Here is a 22383-nt window from a genome sequence, read left to right on the forward strand (position 1 = left end):
CGCCGCCAGCCGCCTTACGACGGGGCCTGCGCCACGCTCGCCCCTTACAGGGTACGAGCCACCTGGACTTTCTCGAAGACTTCGATCTTGTCGCCGACCTTGACGTCGTTGTAGCTCTTGACGCCAATACCACACTCCATGCCGTTACGCACTTCGGAGGCATCGTCCTTGAAGCGACGCAGCGATTCCAGCTCGCCTTCGAAGATCACCACGTCATCGCGCAGTACGCGGATCGGACGGTTGCGGTACACGGTACCCTCGATGACCATACAGCCAGCGATGGCGCCGAACTTCGGCGAACGGAACACGTCGCGCACTTCGGCCACACCCAGGATGTTCTCGCGAACATCGCTGCCGAGCATGCCGGTCAGGGCCTTCTTGACGTCTTCGATGATGTCGTAGATCACGTTGTAGTAACGCATATCCAGACCTTCCTGCTCGACGATCTTGCGCGCGCCGGCATCGGCACGCACGTTGAAGCCGAACAGCACCGCGTTCGAGGCCAGTGCCAGGTTGGCGTCGCTCTCGGTGATACCACCGACGCCGCCACCAATGACGCGTACCTGAACTTCGTCGTTGCCCAGGCTGCCGAGCGAACCCTGCAGCGCTTCGAGGGAACCACGCACATCGGTCTTGAGGACGATGTTGAGGGTCTTCTTCTCTTCCTGACCCATGGTCTCGAAGATGTTTTCCAGCTTGCCGGCGTGCGCACGGGCCAGCTTGACCTCGCGGAACTTGCCTTGACGGAACAGCGCAACTTCACGCGCTTTCTTCTCGTCGGCAACCACCGACATCTCTTCGCCAGCGTCGGGCGTGCCGTCCAGGCCAAGGATCTCGACCGGGATCGACGGGCCGGCTTCCTTCACAGGCTTGCCGTTCTCGTCGAGCATGGCACGTACGCGGCCATAGTTCGAGCCGACCAGGACCATGTCGCCCTGACGCAGGGTACCGTCCTGAACCAGGATGGTGGCCACCGGGCCGCGACCCTTGTCCAGACGCGACTCGACCACGACACCGCGACCAGGAGCGGTCGGGGTGGCCTTGAGTTCGAGGATCTCGGCCTGCAGCAGGACAGCTTCGAGCAGTTCGTCGACGCCGGTACCCATCTTCGCCGAAACCTTGACGAACGGCGTGTCACCACCCCAGTCCTCGGAGGTCACGCCTTCGACCGACAGCTCGTTACGGATGCGATCGAGGTCGGCACCCGGCTTGTCGATCTTGTTCACCGCGACAACCAGCGGAACGCCAGCAGCTTTCGCGTGCTGAACGGCTTCGCGGGTCTGTGGCATCACACCGTCGTCCGCCGCCACCACCAGGATGACGATGTCGGTCGCCTTGGCACCACGGGCACGCATCTGGGTAAACGCAGCGTGGCCGGGGGTGTCGAGGAAGGTGACCATGCCGCGGTCGGTTTCGACGTGGTAGGCACCGATGTGCTGGGTGATACCACCGGCTTCGCCAGCGGCCACCTTGGCACGACGGATGTAGTCGAGCAGCGAGGTCTTGCCGTGGTCGACGTGGCCCATGACGGTCACGACCGGAGCACGCGAGGTGGTCTCACCTTCGAACTTCAGCGATTCGGCCAGGGAGTCTTCCAGGGCAGTGTCGCTGACCAGGGTGACCTTGTGGCCCAGCTCTTCGGCAACCAGCTGAGCGGTTTCCTGGTCGAGCACCTGGTTGATGGTGACCGGGGTGCCCAGCTTGAACATGAACTTGACGACTTCAGCGGCCTTGACCGACATCTGTTGCGCCAGTTCCGAGACGGTGATGGTCTCGCCGATGGTCACGTCACGAATGACCGGACCAGTCGGGCTCTGGAAGCCGTGCGCATTGCGCTTCTTGCCCTTGCCCTTGCCACCGCGGCCACGACGGAAGCCATCGCTTTCTTCGTCGGTGGTGCGAGGTGCGGCGCGCGGAGTCGGAGCCTTTTCCTTCTCCTTGACCTTGACCTTGACCGACATGCGCGGCGCTTCGCCACGACCGGCCGCAGCCGGGCCACCACCGCGACGATCATCATCACGGGTACGGCTTTCGTTGCGACGGGTCTCGTCTTTCTTGCGCTCGGCGGCACGGGCGGCGGCGTCTTCGGACACCGGCGCGTTGGCCACTACCGGGGCAGCAGCCGGGGCAGGCTCGGCCTTGGGCGCTGGCGCCGCGGCCGGGGCCTCGGCAGCCTGACGGCGTGCCTGCTCCTCGTTGCGCTGGCGAACTTCGGCGTCAACCTTCTCGCGCGCTGCATTTTCGGCGGCGCGGCGCTCTTCCTGCTCGCGTTTCTGCTCAGCCTGGATCTCTTCCGGGCTGCGCTGCACGAATACTTTCTTCTTGCGTACTTCTACGCTGATGCTCTTGCTACCGGCGACACGCAGAGTGCTGGTGGTCTTGCGCTGCAAGGTGATCTTGCGCGGCTCTTCCGCCTTGCTCTTGTGGCTGCTCTTCAAATGAGTCAGCAGGGTCTGCTTCTCATTGTCGGTCACTACCTGACCGGCGTCGGTGTGCGGCAGACCTGCCTCACGCATCTGCTGCAGCAGGCGCTCTACCGGTGCCTCGACCTCTTGGGCCAGTTCTTTCACCGTGACTTGCGTCATGCACTTCTCTCCTCAGGCCGCGCCTAATTACTCGAACCAGTGGGCTCGGGCGGCCATGATCAACTTGCCGGCACGCTCTTCGTCGATGCCGTCGATGTCGAGCAGGTCGTCAATCGACTGCTCGGCCAGGTCTTCGCGGTTAACCACGCCGCGCACCGCCAGTTCCGCCGCCAGGTCCTTGTCCATGCCCTCGAGGGAGAGCAGGTCTTCAGCCGGATGGGCGTCTGCCAGTTTTTCTTCGGTAGCGATGGCCTTGGTCAACAAACGGTCCTTGGCTCGAGCGCGGAGCTCATTGACGATGTCCTCGTCAAAGCCATCGATGTTGAGCATTTCTTCCAACGGTACGTAGGCAATTTCTTCAAGGCTGGTGAAGCCTTCGTCGACCAGCACTTGTGCCAGCTCCTCGTCGACTTCCAGTTCCTCGATGAAGTTGCGCAGGATGTCGCCTGTCTCAGCCTGTTGCTTGGCCTGGATGTCCTTCTCGGTCATCACGTTCAGGGTCCAGGCAGTCAGCTGGCTGGCCAGGCGGACGTTCTGGCCGCCACGTCCGATGGCCTGTGCCAGGTTGTCCTCGGCCACGGCGATGTCCATCGCATGGGCATCTTCATCAACGATGATCGCGGCAACCTCTGCCGGCGACATGGCGTTGATAACGAACTGCGCCGGGTTCTCGTCCCACAGGACGATATCCACACGCTCGCCACCCAACTCGCCGGATACGGCCTGGACGCGCGAACCACGCATGCCGATACAGGCGCCTTGCGGGTCGATGCGCTTGTCCTTGGAGCGGACGGCGATCTTGGCGCGCGACCCCGGATCACGGGAGGCGGCCATGACTTCGATGAGGCCTTCGGCGATTTCCGGCACTTCGATGCGGAACAGCTCGATCAGCATCTGCGGCGCGGTGCGCGACAGGATCAGCTGAGGACCCCGGTTCTCGGTGCGGATTTCCTTGAGCAGCGCACGCAGGCGCACGCCGACACGGAAGGTCTCACGGGGAATGATGTCTTCGCGGGCCAGCAGCGCCTCGGCGTTGTTGCCCAGGTCGACGATGACGTTGTCGCGGGTGACCTTCTTCACGGTACCGGAGATGATCTCGCCCACGCGCTCGCGGTAAGCATCGACCACCTGGGCGCGCTCAGCTTCGCGAACCTTCTGCACGATGACTTGCTTGGCGGTTTGCGCAGCGATGCGACCGAACTCGATAGACTCGATCTTCTCTTCGATCACGTCGCCAACTTTGGCTTCAGGATGACTTTCCTGAATCTTTGCTGGCCAGACCTCGATTGCCGGATCATCCAGATCCGCTTCTTCGACGACCGTCCAGCGACGGAAGGTCTCGTAGCTACCGGTGTGGCGGTTGATTTCCACACGCAGGTCGACTTCGTCTTCAAAACGCTTTTTGGTTGCAGTGGCCAGGGCCACTTCCAGCGCTTCGAAAATGACGCCGGGCGGTACACCCTTTTCGTTGGATACCGATTCAACAACCAGCAGTACTTCTTTGCTCATCGTACGCCTCGCCTTGCGCAAGCCATTGGCCCCGGATCTTTCACCGGGCCCGGCACGTCTCAGTCAAAACTGGGAATAATATTGGCCTTGTCGATCGAGTCGATCGGCAACAGGAACTCGTGCTGGTCCACCTGCACCACCACATCCTGCTCCTCCACACCGCGGAGAAGGCCCTGGAAGTTACGACGGCCCTCGAAGGGCGTACGCAGCTTGATCTTCACCTGCTCGCCGGCATGCGCAGCAAACTGTTCTAAGGTGAACAGCGGGCGGTCCATGCCTGGAGAGGACACCTCGAGGGTATATTCAGAGCTGATCGGATCTTCCACATCGAGAATGGCGCTTGCCTGACGGCTGACGGCTTCGCAGTCGTCCACCAGGATCCCGTCTTCCTTGTCGATGTAGATACGCAGTACCGAATGCTTGCCTTGGGAGACGTATTCGATCCCCCAGCATTGGTAGCCCAGGCCCTCGACCACCGGGGCCAACAAGGCCTGCAACTGTTCTAGCTTGCTCGACACCTGAACCCCCTCGTGCATGCTGTGCAAATAAAAAATGGGCGAAGCGCCCATCCCTGAAAGCGCCGTTGGACAACGACGCCGAAAACTGTTCGGCTAGCAAAAAGCCCCTGAAAAGGGGCTCTGCTGAAGCTGGTTGCGGGGGCTGGATTTGAACCAACGACCTTCGGGTTATGAGCCCGACGAGCTACCAAGCTGCTCCACCCCGCGACAAAGCTGGGGCGAAAGTATAAGACTGAACCCTTTGCCGGGTCAATCCGACCTCCACCTGCAAGAAAGCCCGCTAAAGCGGGCTCTCATGCTTCAATTGGTACCGAGAAGGGGACTCGAACCCCTACACCCTATGGGCACAACCACCTCAAGGTTGCGTGTCTACCAATTCCACCACCTCGGCAATACTACTTGAAACCCGTTACTGCTGCTCTTTGGCTGGAGGAGGTACGTCACCAGTATTGGTGGTTTCACTCTTCTGCTGCTGGAGCACCGGTACATCATCATTGACTGCCGGCTTTGGCTCTTTGACTTCCAGCACTGCTGGATCTGGCAGACCAACTTGAGTCAGCTGGTGAGCCTGCTGCTTGGCGAAGTATCCTAACCCAAGTGCAGTCAAAAAGAAAGTGGCAGCAAGTATAGCAGTAACTTTACTCAAAAAGGTAGCGGAACCTTGGCTTCCGAACACAGTATTTGAAGCACCTGCGCCGAAAGATGCACCGGCTTCCGCACCTTTACCCTGTTGCAGCAGCACCATTACAACCAGTGCCAACGCTGCCAACAGATGAAAAACAACTACGACTGTTTCCAGCATTTGTTCAGTTTCCTGCGGCGCGACAAATTGCACCGAATTCGTCTGCGTTCAGGGACGCTCCACCAATGAGCCCCCCATCGATATCCGGCATGCCGAACAGTTCAGCCGCATTGGCCGCCTTCACGCTGCCGCCGTAGAGAAGTTGCACTTTTTCGGCAACTTCGGCGTCCTTCGCCGCCAACTGCTTGCGGATGGCTGCATGCACATCCTGGGCTTGCTGTGGCGAGGCCGTCAAACCAGTACCAATGGCCCAAACAGGCTCATAGGCAATAACCGCATTGGCGAAAGCCTTGATACCGAACGCGTCGATAACACTGCTTAGTTGACGCCCTACAACTTCGAGCGTCTCGCCTGCCTCACGCTCTGCAAGAGTTTCCCCTATACACAGCACTGGCGTCAAACCACTTTTCTGTGCGGCTGCAAACTTTTGATTCAGCACTTCGTCTTTTTCACCAATAATCTGGCGACGTTCGGAATGCCCAATCAAGACATATTTGCAACCGACTTCAGCCAACTGACTCGGAGCAACTTCGCCGGTCAGAGCACCTTGTTCAGGCTGTACTGCAGAATTCTGTGCGCCTACGTTGATTCCCTTACCTTCCAAGCCATCAATCACTTGATTGATGAACAGGGATGGTGGAAACACCGCGACTTCCACTCCGCTCGGCAGGGACAATTTGCCCAAGCCCTGGGTCAGCTCTACGACGCTGGCGCGGGTACCGTGCATCTTCCAGTTACCAGCTACCATGGGGCGACGCATGCTTTACCTCGTCGGTCAAAGTGGGCGCAGATCTTACCCAACCAGATCTGCGCTGGCAAGCCTCTTTCAGGCACAAACTTCTTCGACCAGCTTGGCCAGAGCTTCGGCATGGCCACGCACCTGGTTTTCATCATCGCCTTCGACCATCACCCGCACCAGCGGCTCGGTACCGGACTTGCGCAACAGCACCCGCCCACGACCGGCCATCGCCTCGGTGGCCTTGGCGCTGGCTTCCTTGACCAGGGGGTTCTCCAACGGGTCGTTCTTGCCGGCCGCGAAGCGCACGTTGATCAGCACCTGCGGGCATTTGCGCACGGCCTGGCGGGCCTGGGCGAGGTTTTCGCCACGGCGCTTGAGCGCCATCAGCACCTGCAGCGCGGCGATGATCGCATCACCAGTGGTGGTGTGACTGCCACAAACGACATGACCGGAATTTTCACCACCCAGCAGCCATTCGCGCTCAAGCAGTTCGGCCATGACATAGCGATCGCCCACCTTGGCCCGCACGAACGGGATATCCAGTTCCTTGAACGCCAGCTCCAGGCCCAGGTTGCTCATCAAGGTACCGACCACGCCGCCCTGCAGCTTGCCACGCTCCTGCATGTCGCGACCGATGATGAACAGCAGCTCGTCCCCGTCGACGATGGCACCGGTGTGATCGACCATCAGCACGCGGTCGCCGTCGCCGTCGAAGGCGATGCCGAGATCCGCATGGCCGACCAGGACCGCCGCCTGCAGCGATTCGATATGGGTCGAACCGCAGCCCTCGTTGATGTTCAGACCATCCGGGGCGGCGTGCAGCACGGTGACATCGGCACCCAACTCACGGAACACGCTCGGCGCGACCTTGTAGGTGGCGCCATGGGCGCAGTCCACGACGATCTTCAGGCCTTCGAAGCTGGTGCTGCTGGGCACGCTGCTCTTGCAGAACTCGATGTAGCGCCCCGCCGCGTCATTGATGCGCGAGACCTTGCCCAGCTTGCTGGACTCGACGACATTCATCGGCTGGTCGAGCAGCTCCTCGATCATCAGCTCGACTTCGTCCGGCAGCTTGGTGCCAGCACCGGAGAAGAACTTGATGCCATTGTCGTCATGGGGGTTGTGCGAGGCGCTGATGACGATACCGGCCTCGGCATGGAAGGTGCGGGTCAGGTAGGCGATGGCCGGCGTCGGCATCGGGCCGAGCAGCATCACGTCGGCACCGGCCGCGGACAGGCCTGCCTCGAGCGCGGATTCGAACATGTAGCCGGAGATCCGCGTGTCCTTGCCCACCAATACGCGGCAGGTGCCCTGCTTGCGGAAGGCCATGCCGGCGGCCCAGCCGAGTTTCAGCATGAAGTCCGGGGTGATCGGGAATTGGCCTACGCGACCACGGATACCATCGGTACCAAAGTATTTTCTGCTCATAGTGACTCCAATGTTCTTATTCGGCGTTCTGGACCGCGGCGATCATGCGCACGACATCGACGGTTTCGGCGACATCGTGTACCCGCAGAATACTCGCGCCCTTGGTCATGGCCAGGGCGGCCAGGGCCAGACTGCCGTAGAGCCGCTCGCCGACCGGACGGTCCAGCGCGAGGCCGATCATGCTCTTGCGCGAGACACCCACCAAGAGTGGCCGCCCCAGGCGATAGAGCGCTTCCATGTGTTTGAAAAGGCTGAGGTTATGCTCAAGGGTCTTGGCAAAGCCGAACCCTGGGTCGAGGATGATGCGCTCAGCCCCGATGCCGGCCGCCGCGCAGGCGGCCATACGCTGTTCAAGATAGCGCGTTACATCGGCTGTCACATCCTCGTACTGCGGATTGTCCTGCATGGTGCCCGGCTCGCCACGCATGTGCATCAGGCACACCGGCAGGCCGGTATCGGCCGCCGCATCGAGGGCGCCATCGCGCTCCAGGGCGCGCACATCGTTGATCAGCCCCGCACCAAGGCGGGCCGTCTCGCGCATGACCGAAGGCGTGGAGGTGTCGACCGAGATGATCACATCGAGCCGACTGCTGATCGCTTCGACGATCGGCGCTACACGCTCCAGCTCCTCGATGGGCGATACCGCACGCGCCCCCGGACGGGTGGACTCGCCACCTACGTCGATCAGGGTCGCACCGGCCGCTACCATCTCCTCGGCATGGCGCAAGGCCACATCGCGCTGGCTGAAGCGCCCACCATCGGAGAACGAGTCTGGGGTGACGTTGAGGATACCCATGACATGGGTACGGGACAAATCAAGAACCCGGTTGCCGCAAGGCAACCGGGTCGGGTACTGCGTCAAGCTCATAGATACCCTTAGTGTTGAGCCGCTGGACCGCCGATCGGCGACTCCGGACGATCATCCTGGGAAGCCTGGTTGCCGGAGGTACCGGAATCATTGTCCCAGTCACGCGGCTCGCGCGGGGTACGGCCAGCCATGATGTCGTCGATCTGGTCGGCATCGATGGTTTCGTACTTCATCAAGGCCTCGGCCATGGCGTCGAGCTTGTCACGGTTGTCGGTGAGGATCTGCTTGGCCGTGGCGTAGCACTGATCGATGATGCTGCGCACCTCGGAGTCGATCATCTTGGCAGTCTCGCCCGAGACGCTGGCATGCTGGCTCCCCGCGCTGCGACCGAGGAACACCTCGCCCTCTTCTTCGGCGTACATCAGCGGGCCGAGTTTCTCGGACAGGCCCCACTTGGTGACCATGTTCCGGGCGATCTGGCTGGCGCGCATGATGTCGTTGGAGGCCCCGGTGGTGACACCGTCGAAGCCCAGGGTCATCTCTTCGGCGATACGGCCACCGTACAGCGAGCAGATCTGGCTGATCAGCGCGCGCTTGGACAGGCTGTAGCGATCCTCTTCCGGCAGGAACATGGTCACGCCCAGGGCACGGCCACGGGGAATGATCGACACCTTGTAGACCGGGTCGTGCTCGGGAACGACGCGACCGACGATGGCGTGGCCCGCCTCGTGGTACGCGGTGTTCTGCTTCTCTTTCTCGGACATGACCATGGTCTTGCGCTCGGCGCCCATCATGATCTTGTCTTTGGCCAGTTCGAATTCCTTCATTTCGACCACGCGCTTGCTCGACCGCGCGGCGAACAACGACGCCTCGTTGACCAGGTTGGCCAGGTCGGCACCGGAGAAGCCTGGCGTACCACGGGCGATGACCGCCGCGTTGACGTTCTCGCCGATCGGCACCTTGCGCATGTGCACCTTGAGGATCTGTTCGCGACCGCGGATGTCCGGCAGGCCGACCACCACCTGGCGGTCGAAGCGACCGGGACGCAGCAGCGCCGGGTCGAGCACGTCGGGACGGTTGGTCGCGGCGATGACGATGATGCCATCGTTCATTTCGAAGCCGTCCATCTCGACCAGCAACTGGTTCAGGGTCTGTTCGCGCTCGTCGTGACCGCCGCCCATGCCGGCGCCACGGTGGCGACCGACGGCGTCGATCTCGTCAATGAAGATGATGCACGGCGCGTGCTTCTTGGCCTGCTCGAACATGTCGCGAACACGGCTGGCACCCACGCCGACGAACATCTCGACGAAGTCGGAACCGGAAATGGTGAAGAACGGTACCTTGGCCTCACCGGCAATGGCCTTGGCCAGCAGGGTCTTACCAGTACCGGGCGGACCGACCATCAGCACGCCGCGAGGGATGCGGCCGCCCAGGCGCTGGAACTTGCCCGGGTCGCGCAGGAACTCGACCAGCTCGCCAACCTCTTCCTTGGCCTCGTCGCAACCCGCGACGTCAGCCAGGGTGGTTTTCACCTGGTCTTCGGACAACAGACGCGCCTTGCTCTTGCCGAAGCTCATCGGCCCGCCCTTGCCACCAGCGCCGCCCTGCATCTGGCGCATGAAGAACATGAACACGGCGATGATCACCAGGATCGGGAAGCTCGCCACCAGCAACTGGGTCCAGATGCTCTGCTGCTCAGGCTGCTTGCCTTCGACGGTGACGTGGTTGTCCACCAGGTCGCCGATCAGGCCGTTATCCGTGATGGCTGGGCGGACGGTCTTGAAGTTGTCGCCGTCAGTGCGCTTGCCGGTAATGATGTAGCCGTCGACGGTCACGCGCTCGACCTTGCCATCCTTGACCTGCTGGATGAAGTCGGAATAGTTGAGGGTCTGCGGCTCGTTAGGGCTCGAGAAGTTGTTCATCACCGTCACCAGGACGGCGGCGATGATCAACCAGAGGATCAGATTCTTTGCCATGTCGTTCAATTCGCTACCCTCTGAGGCCGGCGCACGACGCAGCCGTGCCTCGCATGATATTCATCGCCCTAACTTACTACATTACCCACGCATCCGCAGGCACCGTCTGTAACCCTTTGTGAAAGCTAGACTACACGAAGTTCGGACGATCCAGACGGAGCCGCCGATTGGAAATAACTATCGGCAACCCCGCAATACGCCTTTCATGCGCCCTTGAAACCCTTGCCCAGCAGGTACTGTTCGCGGGAGCGATCCCGCGAGGACGACGGCTTGCGCATCTGCACCTTGTCGAACTTGCTGCGCACGTCCTTGAGGTACATGTCGAAGCCTTCGCCCTGGAAAATCTTGATCAGGAAATCCCCGCCGGGCTTGAGCACGCGGGTCGCCAGATCCAGGGCCAGTTCGCAGAGGAACATGGCGCGCGGCATGTCCACCGCGGGCGTACCACTCATATTGGGGGCCATATCGGAAATCACAAGGTCTACATGCGAATCACCGACCGCCTGCAGGATCTGCTGCAGCACTTCGTCCTGGGTAAAGTCGCCCTGGATGAAGGTAACGTCCGGGATCGAGTCCATTTCCAGGATGTCCGAGGCGATCAACCGCCCTTGGCCACCAATCAGACGACTGGTCACCTGCGACCAGCCACCGGGTGCTGCGCCGAGGTCGATCACGCTCATGCCGGGGCGGATCAGGCGGTCTTTTTCCTGGATCTCCAGCAGTTTGTAGCTCGCACGCGAGCGGTAGCCATCCTTCTGCGCCTGTTTCACAAAAGGATCGTTGAAATGCTCTCGCAGCCAGTTTGCGCTGCTTTTGGAACGTTGTACCACGGGGCACCTCGATGATATGCGTCGTGTTTGACTGGGCGGAGCCAGGGGCCCTCGGGTAAAATGCCCGTCAATTTTACAGAATCAGACGAAAAGGGTCAGATTATGCCGCTCAATAACGAGCAGAAGAAGCAATACAAGTCCATTGGTCATGACCTGAAGCCGGTCCTGATCGTTGCTGGCAACGGTTTGAATGAAGGCGTGATCGCCGAACTGGAACGCGCCCTGGTCGATCACGAGCTGATCAAGGTCGAGATTCGCTCGGAAGATCGCGAGGAACGCGCCGAGACCATCGCCGCACTGTGCAAGGCCGGCCGCGCCGAACTGGTGCAGACCATCGGCAAGAAAGCGCTGATCTACCGCAAGAACCCACAGCCGAACAAGCAGCTGTCCAACATTCACCGTTACAAGTAACGCCCAGGACAGCGCAATACCCATGTAGGAGCGGCCTTGTGCCGCGAAAGGGCTGCGAAGCGGCCCCAGGTATCAGCTTCGTTGCAGATAATACTGGGGCCGCTTTGCGGCCCTTTCGCGGCACAAGGCCGCTCCTACAAAGGCCGCGTCACACTTCGGCTACCGCCGTGCCCTGACCGGGACCGGCTGGGCCACCAGCACGATGCCGGAGAAGCCCAGCACCAGGAAGCAGAACATCTGCCAACGCTCGCCCACGGAAATCCCGTAGCGCAGCGTGTAGTAGCTGACGCAGGCGCCGAAGCCGAGCAGCAGCATCTGACCGCGGAATTGCCGCCACCAGGCCGCCAGGCCATCCACCCTCGCCAGCACCGCCAACTGGGTCAACAACCCGAGCATGGCCACACCAATCAACCAGCGGTCGATCTGCGCAGCCACGTCGTGCACCAGCAACGGCGCCAGGCCGCTGACCTTGAGCGCAGGCACCAGCCCCACGTGGAACACCCACAGGCCGCCGACCCAGAACACCTGGGCCAGCTGCCAGAGGATCCCCTCGAGGGATGGCGCCCGCAAGCGCCGGTCAGATGTGCTTGACTTCGACAATCTCGTACTCGACCGTGCCGCTTGGCGTCTTGACGACGACAGTATCACCTTCTTCCTTGCCGATGATGGCACGGGCGATCGGCGCACCACTGGAGAGCTTGCCCTGCTTCACGTCGGCTTCGTCCTCGCCGACGATCTGGTAGGTCACCTCTTCATCGGTCTCGGTGTTCGCCAGCACCACGGTGGTACCGAAGATCACCTTGCCGGTGTGGGCGATGGTGGTGACGTCGATCACCACCGAGTTCTGCAGACGGCCTTCGATATCGCGGATACGCGCCTCGACCATGCCCTGCTCCTCGCGGGCGGCGTGATACTCGGCGTTTTCCTTGAGGTCGCCCAGCTCGCGGGCCTCGCCGATCGCCTGGCTCAGGCGCGGACGCTCGGTCTTGCTCAGGAACAGATGCTCTTCCTCCAGGGCGCGAGCGCCCTGGACGGTCATCGGGTACTTGGTAATGCTCATGCTTTAAGTCCTGCATGCAGATCCTGCAGGCGACGAACGGTCTTTTCCGGACCGAATTTCAGCGCCTCGCAGATGGCTTCACCGGCCGCAATGGTGGTGGTGCAGTAGATCTTGTGCTGCAACGCATTGCGACGAATCGAGTAGGAGTCGGCGATCGACTGGCGGCCTTCGGTGGTGTTGATGATCAGCGACACTTCGTCGTTCTTGATCATGTCGACCACGTGCGGACGACCTTCGGTCACCTTGTTCACGCGACGCACTTTCAGGCCGGCCGCCTCGATCACCTTGGCGGTGCCGACAGTGGCGACCACTTCGAAGCCCAGGGCGATCAGGTCGCGGGCGACGCCAGCCACCTGCGGCTTGTCGTCGTCACGCACGCTGATGAACGCGGTACCGCCGGTCGGCAGCACTTCGCTGGCACCCATCTGGGCCTTGGCGAAGGCTTCGCCGAAGCTGTCGCCGACACCCATGACTTCACCAGTCGATTTCATCTCAGGGCCGAGGATCGGGTCAACCCCCGGGAACTTGGCGAACGGGAAGACGGCTTCCTTGACGCTGTAGAAGTTCGGGATGATTTCCTCGGTGAAGCCCAGCTCTTTCAGGGTTTTACCGGCCATGACACGGGCCGCGATCATCGCCAGGGAGGTGCCGATGCACTTGGAGACGAACGGCACGGTACGCGAGGCGCGCGGGTTGACCTCGATCACGTAGATCTTGTCGCCCTGCAGGGCCAGCTGCACGTTCATCAGGCCGACCACGCCCAGCTCCAGGGCCATTTTCTTGACCTGGACGCGGACTTCGTCCTGCACTTCCTTGCTCAGCGAGTAAGGTGGCAGCGAGCACGCCGAGTCACCGGAGTGAACACCGGCCTGCTCGATGTGCTGCATGATCGCGCCAATCACCACGTCGGTGCCGTCGCAGACCGCATCCACGTCCATTTCGATGGCGCAGTTGAGGAAGTGGTCGAGCAGCACCGGGCTGTCGTTGGACACCTGGACCGCTTCGCGCAGGTAGCGCTTGAGCTCGTCCAGCTCGTAGACGATCTCCATGGCGCGGCCGCCCAGCACGTAGGACGGACGAACCACCAGCGGGTAGCCGATCTTGCCAGCGGCAGCGATGGCTTCGTCTTCGCTGCGAACGGTAGCGTTTGGCGGCTGCAGCAGGTTCAGGCGCTGGACCATCTGCTGGAAGCGCTCACGGTCTTCGGCGCGGTCGATGGCGTCCGGGCTGGTACCGATGATCGGTACGCCGGCTTCTTCCAGGGCACGGGCCAGTTTCAGCGGGGTCTGGCCGCCGTAGTGGACGATCACGCCCTTCGGCTTCTCGACGCGGCAGACTTCCAGCACGTCTTCCAGGGTCAGCGGCTCGAAGTACAGACGGTCGGAGGTGTCGTAGTCGGTGGAGACGGTTTCCGGGTTGCAGTTGACCATGATGGTCTCGTAACCGTCTTCACGCAGCGCCAGTGCGGCGTGCACGCAGCAATAGTCGAACTCGATGCCTTGGCCGATACGGTTCGGGCCGCCACCCAGGATCATGATCTTGTCGCGGGTCGACGGGTTGGCCTCGCATTCTTCCTCGTAGGTCGAGTACAGGTAGGCGGTATCGGTGGCGAACTCGGCGGCGCAGGTGTCGACGCGCTTGTATACCGGGAACACTTCCAGCTTGTGGCGGTGACGGCGCAGGTTCTTGTCGGTGATGCCGAGCAGCTTGGCCAGGCGCTGGTCCGAGAAGCCCTTACGCTTGAGGCGCAGCATGTAGTCCTTGTCGATCGACGACAGGGCCAGGGTCTTGACCTTCTCTTCTTCCTTGATCAGGTCTTCCATCTGCACCAGGAACCACAGGTCGATGCCGGTCAGGGCAAAGATTTCCTCGATGGTCATGCCCGAACGCATGGCGTCGGCGACGTACCAGATGCGCTCGGCGCCTGGCACGGTCAGCTCGCGCTTGAGGATGCCGGCAGCCTCAGGGCTGGCCAGGTCAACTTTCGGGTCGAGGCCGCAGGCGCCGACCTCCAGGCCGCGCAGGGCTTTCTGCAGGGACTCCTGGAAGGTGCGGCCGATGGCCATGACTTCACCCACGGATTTCATCTGGGTGGTCAGGCGGGCGTCGGCTTTCGGGAATTTCTCGAAGGCGAAGCGCGGCAGCTTGGTGACGACGTAGTCGATCGACGGCTCGAAGGACGCCGGGGTACGGCCGCCGGTGATGTCGTTCTGCAGCTCGTCGAGGGTGTAACCGATGGCCAGCTTGGCAGCGATCTTGGCGATCGGGAAACCGGTAGCCTTCGATGCCAGGGCCGAGGAACGCGAAACGCGCGGGTTCATCTCGATCACGACCATGCGGCCGGTATTCGGGCAGATACCGAACTGCACGTTGGAACCACCGGTCTCGACACCGATTTCACGCAGCACCGCCAGCGAGGCGTTGCGCATGATCTGGTATTCCTTGTCGGTCAGGGTCTGTGCCGGGGCAACGGTGATCGAGTCGCCGGTGTGCACGCCCATCGGGTCGAAGTTCTCGATCGAGCAGACGATGATGCAGTTGTCCTTCTTGTCGCGGACCACCTCCATCTCGTATTCCTTCCAGCCGATCAGCGATTCGTCGATCAGCAGTTCCTTGGTCGGCGACAGGTCCAGACCACGGGTGCAGATTTCTTCGAACTCTTCACGGTTGTAGGCGATACCACCGCCAGTGCCGCCCATGGTGAACGACGGACGGATGATGCATGGGAAGCCGAGCTTCTCGAGAACCGCATTGGCCTCTTCCATGCTGTGGGCGATACCGGAGCGCGGGCACTCCAGGCCGATGTCCTTCATCGCCTTGTCGAAGCGCGAACGGTCTTCGGCCTTGTCGATGGTGTCGGCGTTGGCACCGATCATCTCGACGCCGAACTTTTCCAGGACGCCGTGACGCTCCAGGTCCAGGGCGCAGTTCAGTGCGGTCTGGCCACCCATGGTCGGCAGCACTGCGTCCGGGCGCTCTTTCTCGATGATCTTGGCCACCGACTGCCATTTGATCGGCTCGATGTAGGTGGCGTCGGCCATGGCCGGGTCGGTCATGATGGTGGCCGGGTTGGAGTTCACCAGGATGACGCGAAAACCTTCCTCGCGCAGGGCTTTGCAGGCCTGGGCGCCGGAGTAGTCGAATTCGCAGGCCTGGCCGATCACGATCGGGCCAGCGCCGAGAATCAGGATGCTTTTGATGTCTGTACGTTTTGGCATGGTTGTCACTCAAATCCGGGGTCAGTCGGCAAGCCGCTTTGAACAATCTGGGTCAGGCGCTTCCGGGCGCGGCGCAAGCCGGCCCGGGGCCTTGAAGCAGGATGCTCAGCGGCGCTTGGCCATGGCATCGGTGAAACGATCGAACAGTGGCGCGACGTCGGTCGGGCCTGGGCTCGCTTCAGGGTGACCCTGGAAGCTGAACGCGCTCTTGTCGGTACGCTCGATACCCTGCAGGGTACCGTCGAACAGCGACTTGTGGATGGCGCGCACGTTGCCCGGCAGGGTGGCTTCATCGACGGCGAAACCGTGGTTCTGGCTGGTGATCATGACCACGCCGGTGTCCAGGTCCTGGACCGGGTGGTTGGCACCGTGGTGGCCGTGGCCCATCTTCACGGTCTTGGCGCCGGAAGCCAGGGCCAGCAGCTGGTGGCCCAGGCAGATACCGAACACCGGGATCTCGGTCTCGAGGATCTCTTTGATCGCCTGGATCGCGTAGTCGCATGGCTCGGGATCGCCAGGGCCGTTGGACAGGAACACGCCATCAGGGTTGAGCGCCAGGACTTCGCTGGCCGGGGTCTGGGCGGGCACCACGGTGACGCGGCAGCCACGGGCGACCAGCATGCGCAGGATGTTCAGCTTGACGCCGTAGTCGAAGGCGACGACGTGGTACGGCAGGTCGACGGCGTCAATGGTCGGGTGGCTGTCGGTCTTCAGCTCCCAGACGCTGGAGCGCCACTCGTAGCGCTCCTTGGTCGAGACCACCTTGGCCAGGTCCATGCCCTTCAGGCCCGGGAAGGCGCGGGCAGCGGCGATGGCGGCTTCTTCGCTGATGTTGTCGCCAGCCAGGATGCAGCCGTTCTGGGCGCCTTTCTCACGCAGGATGCGGGTCAGGCGACGGGTGTCGATACCGGCAATGGCGACGACGTTGTTGGCTTTCAGGTATTCAGGCAGGGACTGGGTGTTGCGCCAGTTGCTGGCCAGCAGCGGCAGATCGCGAATCACCAGGCCCGCGGACCAGACGCGATTCGATTCGGCGTCTTCGGCGGTGGTGCCGGTGTTGCCGATGTGCGGGTAAGTCAGGGTAACGATTTGCTGGGCGTAGGAAGGGTCTGTGAGGATTTCCTGGTAGCCGGTCATTGCAGTATTGAACACGACCTCACCAACGGTCTGACCGTCGGCTCCAATGGCTTCACCGCGAAAAATGCTGCCATCGGCAAGGGCGAGTATGGCTGGCTTAGTCAAGAAGACCTCCCGTAAATCAAGCCTGAAAGGGCGATCGCAGGTTGCAAAAAAGCGGAATGACGTATGGACACGTCACCCCGCTTTTATGCTGAATTAGTCTGCGCGCTTTTAGTGGACACACTAAAGCTGTAGCTTACAGAAAAATGCGTTTTGGGTCTACCGGGAATGTGTCTCTAAAACGCAGGATTGCGACAGAGGGGACATTGCAGCAGCCCCGAGCGTGTAGGAGCGGCCTTGTGCCGCGAAAGGGCTGCGCAGCGGCCCCGGCAATTCTAAGTGGTTCAGAGATCCTGGGGCCGCTGCGCGCCCCTTTCGCGGCACAAGGCCGCTCCTACAGGGGACGGTGTCAATGCAGCTCGAGCACATCCTGCATGTCATACAGCGCAGGCTCACGCCCATCCAGCCACAGCGCCGCGCGCACCGCACCCTTGGCGAAGGTCATGCGGCTCGAGGCCTTGTGGGTGATTTCCAGGCGCTCGCCTTCAGCGGCGAACAGCACGGTGTGATCACCGACCACATCACCGGCACGCACAGTGGCGAAGCCGATGGTCTTGCGGTCACGGGCGCCTGTCTGGCCTTCACGGCCATATACCGCCACTTCCCGCAGGTCACGCCCCAGCGCATTGGCAACCACTTCACCCATGCGTAGCGCGGTCCCCGACGGCGCATCGACCTTGTGCCGATGGTGGGCCTCGATGATCTCGATATCCACGTCATCACCCAGCACCCGTGCCGCCATGTCCAGCAACTTGAGACTGAGATTGACACCCACGCTGAAGTTGGCGGCGAAGACGATCGGGATCTCCTTGCCTGCCTCGACCAGCAACGCCTTCTCCTCGGCGCTGAAGCCGGTGGTACCGATGACCATGGCCTTGCCCGCCTTGCGGCAGAACGCCAGGTTCTTCAGGGTCACCGACGGATGGGTGAAGTCGATCAGCACATCGAACTCATCGACGACCTTGGCCAGGTCGTCAGAGATGGTCACGCCGATGCGCCCCAGGCCCGCCAGCTCGCCCGCGTCGGCACCGACCAGGGAGCTGTCCGGACGATGGATGGCCGCGGTCAGGCCGGCCTTCGGCGCCTGCTGCTGCACGGCCTCGACCAGCACCTTGCCCATGCGCCCGGCGGCGCCCATCACTGCAATACGTCGCATAGCCTGTTCCTTCTCAGAGATCGCCGAAGAAGCGCTTCATGCCCTCGAACCAGCCACTGGCCTTGGGCGAATGGGAGCTGTCACCTTCAAGGGAATCACGCAACTCCTCGAGCAGCTCGCGCTGACGACGACTGAGGTTGACCGGTGTCTCCACCGCCACGCGGCACAGCAGGTCGCCCGCCGCGCCACCGCGCACCGGCGCCACACCCTTGCCGCGCAGACGGAACTGCTTGCCGGTCTGGGTGCCTTCGGGAATCTTCAGCTTCACGCGACCGTCGAGGGTCGGCACTTCCAGCTCGCCACCCAGGGCGGCGTCGGTGTAGCTGATCGGCACTTCGCAGTAGAGGTGCTTGCCGTCGCGCTGGAAGATCGGGTGCTCGCGCACATTGACGACCACATAGAGGTCACCGGCAGGGCCGCCATGGGCGCCCGCCTCGCCTTCGCCAGACAGACGAATGCGATCACCGGTGTCGACACCGGCCGGCACCTTGACCGACAGCGTCTTGTATTCCTCGACACGGCCTTCGCCATGGCACGAGCCGCAAGGGTCGGTGATGATCTTGCCCTGGCCGTGGCAACGCGGACAGGTCTGCTGCACGGCGAAGAAGCCCTGCTGCATGCGCACCTGGCCGATGCCGCCACAGGTCGGACAGGTCGACGGCGTCGAGCCCTTCTTGGCGCCAGAGCCGTCGCACGGCTTGCAGTTGACCAGCGTGGGTACACGGATGTTGACCGTGGTACCGCGCACCGCCTCTTCGAGGTTGAGCTCGAGGGTGTAGCGCAGGTCGCTGCCGCGCTGGACACCGCCACGACCGCCACCGCGGCCGCCGCCGAAGAAATCACTGAAGACATCACCGAAGATGTCGGAGAAGTTGGCGCCACCGAAACCGGCACCACCGCCACCCATGCTCGGGTCGACGCCGGCGTGGCCATACTGGTCGTATGCCGCGCGCTTGCTGGCATCGGACAGCACTTCGTAGGCCTCGTTGGCCTCCTTGAACAGGTCTTCCGACTCCTTGTCGCCCGGGTTACGGTCCGGGTGGTACTTCATCGCCAGACGGCGGTAGGCCTTCTTGAGATCACCTTCGCTGGCGCCACGCTCGACACCCAGGACCTCATAAAAATCACGCTTTGCCATAGGTCATATGCACTCTTGGGGGCGTTCGGCATACCTCGGCGCATCGTGCGCCATGCCACCAGCACCTGTCGTCATAGGCGAATACGCCGTGACAGATGCCGTAAATAATTCTCGTGTTCCAGACACGCCAACGCGGGAGCAAGCTCCCGCGCGGCGACATCCTACCAGTTCACCATCAAACGACGGTGAACCGGCCGACAACATGCAGGAATTACTGCTTGTTGTTGTCTTTCACTTCTTCGAACTCGGCGTCAACCACGTCATCGTGCTTGGCTTCCGGCTCGGCCTGCTGGGCGCCGCCCTGCGGTTGCTCGGCCTGCTGCTCGGCGTACATCTTCTGAGCGACTGGCGCCGAGACCTTGGACAGCTCCTCGACCTTGGCGTCGATGGCGGCCTTGTCGTCGCCTTTGACGGCGGCTTCCAGGGCGACCACGGCGGCCTCGATGGCGGTCTTCTCTTCAGCGGTGACCTTGTCACCGGCTTCAGTGACCATCTTGCGGGTCGAGTGGACCAGCGCGTCACCCTGGTTACGGGCGGCGGCCAGCTCTTCGAACTTGCGGTCTTCCTCGGCGTTGGCCTCGGCATCACGCACCATTTTCTCGATTTCTTCGTCGGACAGGCCGGAGTTGGCCTTGATCACGATCGACTGCGCCTTGCCAGTAGCCTTGTCCTTGGCACCTACGTGCAGGATGCCGTTGGCGTCGATGTCGAAGGTCACTTCGATCTGCGGTACGCCGCGCGGTGCTGGCGGAATGTCAGCCAGGTCGAACTTGCCCAGCGACTTGTTCTGCGAAGCTTGCTTGCGCTCGCCCTGCAGCACGTGGATGGTCACGGCGCCCTGGTTGTCGTCGGCGGTCGAGAACACCTGCGACTTCTTGGTCGGGATGGTGGTGTTCTTCTCGATCAGCGCGGTCATCACGCCACCCATGGTTTCGATACCCAGGGTCAGCGGGCTGACGTCCAGCAGCAGTACGTCCTTGACGTCACCGGCCAGAACGGCGCCCTGGATGGCGGCGCCCATGGCGACGGCTTCGTCCGGGTTGACGTCTTTACGAGCTTCTTTACCGAAGAAGTCGGCAACGGCTTTCTGCACCATCGGCATACGGGTCTGGCCGCCGACCAGGATCACGTCGTCGATCTTGCTGGCGTCGATGCCGGCGTCCTTCAGGGCGATGCGGCATGGCTCGATGGTACGGTTGACCAGGTCTTCGACCAGCGACTCCAGCTTGGCGCGGGAGATCTTCACGTTCAGGTGCTTCGGACCTGTCGCATCTGCAGTGATGTACGGCAGGTTGACGTCGGTCGACTGAGCGGAGGACAGCTCGATCTTGGCTTTTTCAGCAGCTTCTTTCAGACGCTGCAGGGCCAGGGGATCGTTCTTCAGGTCCATGCCGGACTCTTTCTTGAACTCGTCGACGAGGTAGTCGATCAGGCGCATGTCGAAGTCTTCGCCACCCAGGAAGGTGTCGCCGTTGGTGGCCAGTACTTCGAACTGGTGCTCACCGTCGACTTCGGCGATTTCGATGACCGATACGTCGAAGGTACCACCACCCAGGTCATAGACGATGACAGTGTGGTCGCCCTTGCCCTTGTCCATGCCGTAGGCCAGCGCGGCGGCGGTCGGTTCGTTGATGATACGTTTTACGTCCAGGCCAGCGATACGGCCGGCGTCTTTGGTCGCCTGACGCTGACTGTCGTTGAAGTAGGCCGGAACGGTGATGACCGCTTCGGTAACCGGCTCGCCGAGGTAGTCTTCGGCGGTCTTCTTCATCTTTTTCAGGACTTCGGCGCTGATCTGCGGCGGAGCCATCTGCTTGTCGGCGGCCTCGACCCAGGCGTCACCGTTGTTGGCCTTGACGATCTTGTAAGGCACCAGCTTGATGTCTTTCTGCACGACATCTTCTTCGAAACGGCGGCCGATCAGGCGCTTCACCGCGAACAGGGTGTTGTGCGGGTTGGTGACCGCCTGGCGCTTGGCCGACTGGCCGACCAGGATCTCGCCGTCGTTGGCGTAGGCGATGATCGAAGGCGTGGTGCGCGCGCCTTCGGCGTTCTCGATGACCTTGGCGGTGCCGTTTTCCAGCACGGAGACGCAGGAGTTGGTGGTCCCCAGGTCGATACCGATGATTTTACCCATGTTGATTCTCCCGAAACTTGAATTTGGTAGCAGCGACTGCTTTGGCCAACTGCACTAATACTTGAAGGCTTGACACCTAGATGGGGGTGTCCGGAAAGATTTCAAGCCTTTTCGTTGATCGAAGGCTGCGGGGCGCTCGGCGCCTTGCTGACCACCACCATGGCAGGGCGCAGCAGACGGCCGTTAAGCTGATAGCCCTTCTGGAACACTTTGAGCACGCTATTGGGCTCCACGTCGGCACTCTCCTGCATGGCCATCGCCTGATGGTGCTCGGCGTTGAATGGCTGGCCGTGCGGATCGATGGCCTCGAGGCTGTAGCGCTTGAGGGTGTCCTGGAACATCTTCAGGGTCAGCTCGATACCTTCGCGCATCGGCTTGATGGTCTCGTCATCAGCGCTGGACAGCTCCAGGCCACGCTCCAGGCTGTCGATGATCGGCAGCAGGTCGCCGGCGAACTTCTCCAAGGCGAACTTGTGGGCCTTCTCGACATCCTGCTCGGCACGGCGGCGGATGTTCTGCAGGTCGGCGGCAGCGCGCAGGGACTGGTCCTTGGCGGCGGCCAGCTGCTCCTCGAGCTCCAGTACGCGGGCATCGGCATTCGCGGCGCCTGCTTCTTCGGAATTCAGGTTCTTCTCATCCAGCTGTTCGTCAGCCATTGGGTTTCTCCTCCACGATTTCTGTCGTGCGAGCCAGGCTCGCCATGTCTTGCCGGCTATATGGGGTCGGAAAAACCAGGTTCAAGGGGGAAGGTGCTTTTCCACATTCGTCGACCGGCTATTGGCAGACTCACGAAAAGCACTGTATAAATATCCAGACACGACCCTTCGGG

18 protein-coding genes and 2 tRNA genes are annotated in these 22383 nt (G+C 61.8%); 1 reads left to right on the plus strand and 19 read right to left on the minus strand.

The window, feature by feature from the left end; all coding sequences use genetic code 11:
• Nucleotides 1-44: 44 nt before the first annotated feature.
• The 11 genes from infB to rlmE all read right to left on the minus strand — a co-directional run bounded on the left by infB (nt 45) and on the right by rlmE (nt 11195).
• Nucleotides 45-2585 carry a translation initiation factor IF-2 gene (gene infB / locus ACZ899_RS15880; protein WP_110735084.1) on the minus strand — a complete coding sequence of 847 codons (2541 nt, stop codon included), beginning with the start codon at nt 2583-2585 and terminating at the stop codon, nt 45-47.
• 27 nt (nt 2586-2612) lie between these two features.
• Nucleotides 2613-4094, minus strand: a complete 1482-nt coding sequence (gene nusA, locus ACZ899_RS15885; protein WP_050706987.1) for a transcription termination factor NusA — start codon at nt 4092-4094, stop codon at nt 2613-2615.
• Nucleotides 4095-4153: 59 nt separating this feature from the next.
• The gene (gene rimP, locus ACZ899_RS15890) at nt 4154-4612 is read right to left on the minus strand and encodes a ribosome maturation factor RimP (RefSeq protein ID WP_036986186.1); all 459 of its coding nucleotides are present in this window, start codon (nt 4610-4612) and stop codon (nt 4154-4156) included.
• Between the two features lie 130 nt (nt 4613-4742).
• Nucleotides 4743-4819: transfer RNA gene (locus ACZ899_RS15895), tRNA-Met, on the minus strand.
• Nucleotides 4820-4917: 98 nt separating this feature from the next.
• Nucleotides 4918-5003 (minus strand) — tRNA-Leu (locus ACZ899_RS15900).
• Nucleotides 5004-5021: 18 nt separating this feature from the next.
• Entirely contained in the window at nt 5022-5414 is a 393-nt protein-coding gene (gene secG, locus ACZ899_RS15905) for a preprotein translocase subunit SecG (protein ID WP_203648089.1), read from the minus strand.
• Between the two features lie 4 nt (nt 5415-5418).
• Entirely contained in the window at nt 5419-6174 is a 756-nt protein-coding gene (gene tpiA / locus ACZ899_RS15910; RefSeq protein ID WP_203648090.1) for a triose-phosphate isomerase, read from the minus strand.
• Between the two features lie 66 nt (nt 6175-6240).
• Entirely contained in the window at nt 6241-7581 is a 1341-nt protein-coding gene (gene glmM, locus ACZ899_RS15915; RefSeq protein WP_203648091.1) for a phosphoglucosamine mutase, read from the minus strand.
• A gap of 16 nt (nt 7582-7597) precedes the next feature.
• A complete protein-coding gene (folP, locus tag ACZ899_RS15920; protein WP_203648092.1) occupies nt 7598-8449 on the minus strand; it encodes a dihydropteroate synthase in 852 nt (283 codons plus the stop codon).
• An 8-nt stretch (nt 8450-8457) separates the two neighbouring features.
• Nucleotides 8458-10365 (minus strand): ATP-dependent zinc metalloprotease FtsH, encoded by a 1908-nt coding sequence (ftsH, locus tag ACZ899_RS15925; protein WP_203648093.1) that lies wholly within the window; start codon nt 10363-10365, stop codon nt 8458-8460.
• 203 nt (nt 10366-10568) lie between these two features.
• A complete protein-coding gene (gene rlmE, locus ACZ899_RS15930) occupies nt 10569-11195 on the minus strand; it encodes a 23S rRNA (uridine(2552)-2'-O)-methyltransferase RlmE (RefSeq protein WP_011532133.1) in 627 nt (208 codons plus the stop codon).
• A gap of 102 nt (nt 11196-11297) precedes the next feature.
• Here rlmE and yhbY point away from each other — a divergent pair, with 102 nt between their 5' ends.
• Nucleotides 11298-11606 carry a ribosome assembly RNA-binding protein YhbY gene (gene yhbY, locus ACZ899_RS15935; RefSeq protein ID WP_050706991.1) on the plus strand — a complete coding sequence of 103 codons (309 nt, stop codon included), beginning with the start codon at nt 11298-11300 and terminating at the stop codon, nt 11604-11606.
• Nucleotides 11607-11765: 159 nt separating this feature from the next.
• On the opposite strand, the gene ACZ899_RS15940 is transcribed toward yhbY, so the two are convergent.
• The 8 genes from ACZ899_RS15940 to grpE form a co-directional block, all read right to left on the minus strand.
• Complete coding sequence (locus ACZ899_RS15940; RefSeq protein ID WP_011532132.1) at nt 11766-12206, minus strand: hypothetical protein; 441 nt, start codon at nt 12204-12206, stop codon at nt 11766-11768.
• Entirely contained in the window at nt 12184-12666 is a 483-nt protein-coding gene (gene greA / locus ACZ899_RS15945; RefSeq protein ID WP_011532131.1) for a transcription elongation factor GreA, read from the minus strand. The genes ACZ899_RS15940 and greA overlap by 23 nt, the downstream gene beginning before the upstream one ends.
• Entirely contained in the window at nt 12663-15884 is a 3222-nt protein-coding gene (gene carB, locus ACZ899_RS15950; protein WP_232856603.1) for a carbamoyl-phosphate synthase large subunit, read from the minus strand. Before carB ends, greA begins: the two co-directional genes overlap by 4 nt.
• Nucleotides 15885-15989: 105 nt before the next feature.
• On the minus strand, nt 15990-17126 hold the full coding sequence (carA, locus tag ACZ899_RS15955) for a glutamine-hydrolyzing carbamoyl-phosphate synthase small subunit (protein ID WP_234560868.1): 1137 nt from the start codon (nt 17124-17126) through the stop codon (nt 15990-15992).
• Between the two features lie 346 nt (nt 17127-17472).
• Nucleotides 17473-18279: a 4-hydroxy-tetrahydrodipicolinate reductase gene (dapB, locus tag ACZ899_RS15960; RefSeq protein WP_203648096.1), complete on the minus strand. Its 807-nt coding sequence runs from the start codon at nt 18277-18279 to the stop codon at nt 17473-17475.
• Between the two features lie 13 nt (nt 18280-18292).
• The gene (gene dnaJ / locus ACZ899_RS15965) at nt 18293-19417 is read right to left on the minus strand and encodes a molecular chaperone DnaJ (protein ID WP_203648097.1); all 1125 of its coding nucleotides are present in this window, start codon (nt 19415-19417) and stop codon (nt 18293-18295) included.
• 211 nt (nt 19418-19628) lie between these two features.
• Nucleotides 19629-21554: a molecular chaperone DnaK gene (gene dnaK, locus ACZ899_RS15970; RefSeq protein WP_102683185.1), complete on the minus strand. Its 1926-nt coding sequence runs from the start codon at nt 21552-21554 to the stop codon at nt 19629-19631.
• Nucleotides 21555-21655: 101 nt separating this feature from the next.
• The gene (gene grpE / locus ACZ899_RS15975) at nt 21656-22210 is read right to left on the minus strand and encodes a nucleotide exchange factor GrpE (RefSeq protein ID WP_203648098.1); all 555 of its coding nucleotides are present in this window, start codon (nt 22208-22210) and stop codon (nt 21656-21658) included.
• Nucleotides 22211-22383 lie beyond the last annotated feature (173 nt).

It is taken from the genome of Pseudomonas sp. TE31087 (assembly GCF_057284075.1).

Coding starts and splice junctions, on each gene's coding strand:
- infB (WP_110735084.1), bottom strand. CDS start 2,585: ATGACGCAAGTCACGGTGAAAGAACTGGCCCAAGAGGTCGAGGCACCG.
- nusA (WP_050706987.1), bottom strand. CDS start 4,094: ATGAGCAAAGAAGTACTGCTGGTTGTTGAATCGGTATCCAACGAAAAG.
- secG (WP_203648089.1), bottom strand. CDS start 5,414: ATGCTGGAAACAGTCGTAGTTGTTTTTCATCTGTTGGCAGCGTTGGCA.
- tpiA (WP_203648090.1), bottom strand. CDS start 6,174: ATGCGTCGCCCCATGGTAGCTGGTAACTGGAAGATGCACGGTACCCGC.
- glmM (WP_203648091.1), bottom strand. CDS start 7,581: ATGAGCAGAAAATACTTTGGTACCGATGGTATCCGTGGTCGCGTAGGC.
- folP (WP_203648092.1), bottom strand. CDS start 8,449: ATGAGCTTGACGCAGTACCCGACCCGGTTGCCTTGCGGCAACCGGGTT.
- ftsH (WP_203648093.1), bottom strand. CDS start 10,365: ATGGCAAAGAATCTGATCCTCTGGTTGATCATCGCCGCCGTCCTGGTG.
- yhbY (WP_050706991.1), top strand. CDS start 11,298: ATGCCGCTCAATAACGAGCAGAAGAAGCAATACAAGTCCATTGGTCAT.
- greA (WP_011532131.1), bottom strand. CDS start 12,666: ATGAGCATTACCAAGTACCCGATGACCGTCCAGGGCGCTCGCGCCCTG.
- carB (WP_232856603.1), bottom strand. CDS start 15,884: ATGCCAAAACGTACAGACATCAAAAGCATCCTGATTCTCGGCGCTGGC.
- dapB (WP_203648096.1), bottom strand. CDS start 18,279: ATGCGACGTATTGCAGTGATGGGCGCCGCCGGGCGCATGGGCAAGGTG.
- dnaJ (WP_203648097.1), bottom strand. CDS start 19,417: ATGGCAAAGCGTGATTTTTATGAGGTCCTGGGTGTCGAGCGTGGCGCC.
- dnaK (WP_102683185.1), bottom strand. CDS start 21,554: ATGGGTAAAATCATCGGTATCGACCTGGGGACCACCAACTCCTGCGTC.
- grpE (WP_203648098.1), bottom strand. CDS start 22,210: ATGGCTGACGAACAGCTGGATGAGAAGAACCTGAATTCCGAAGAAGCA.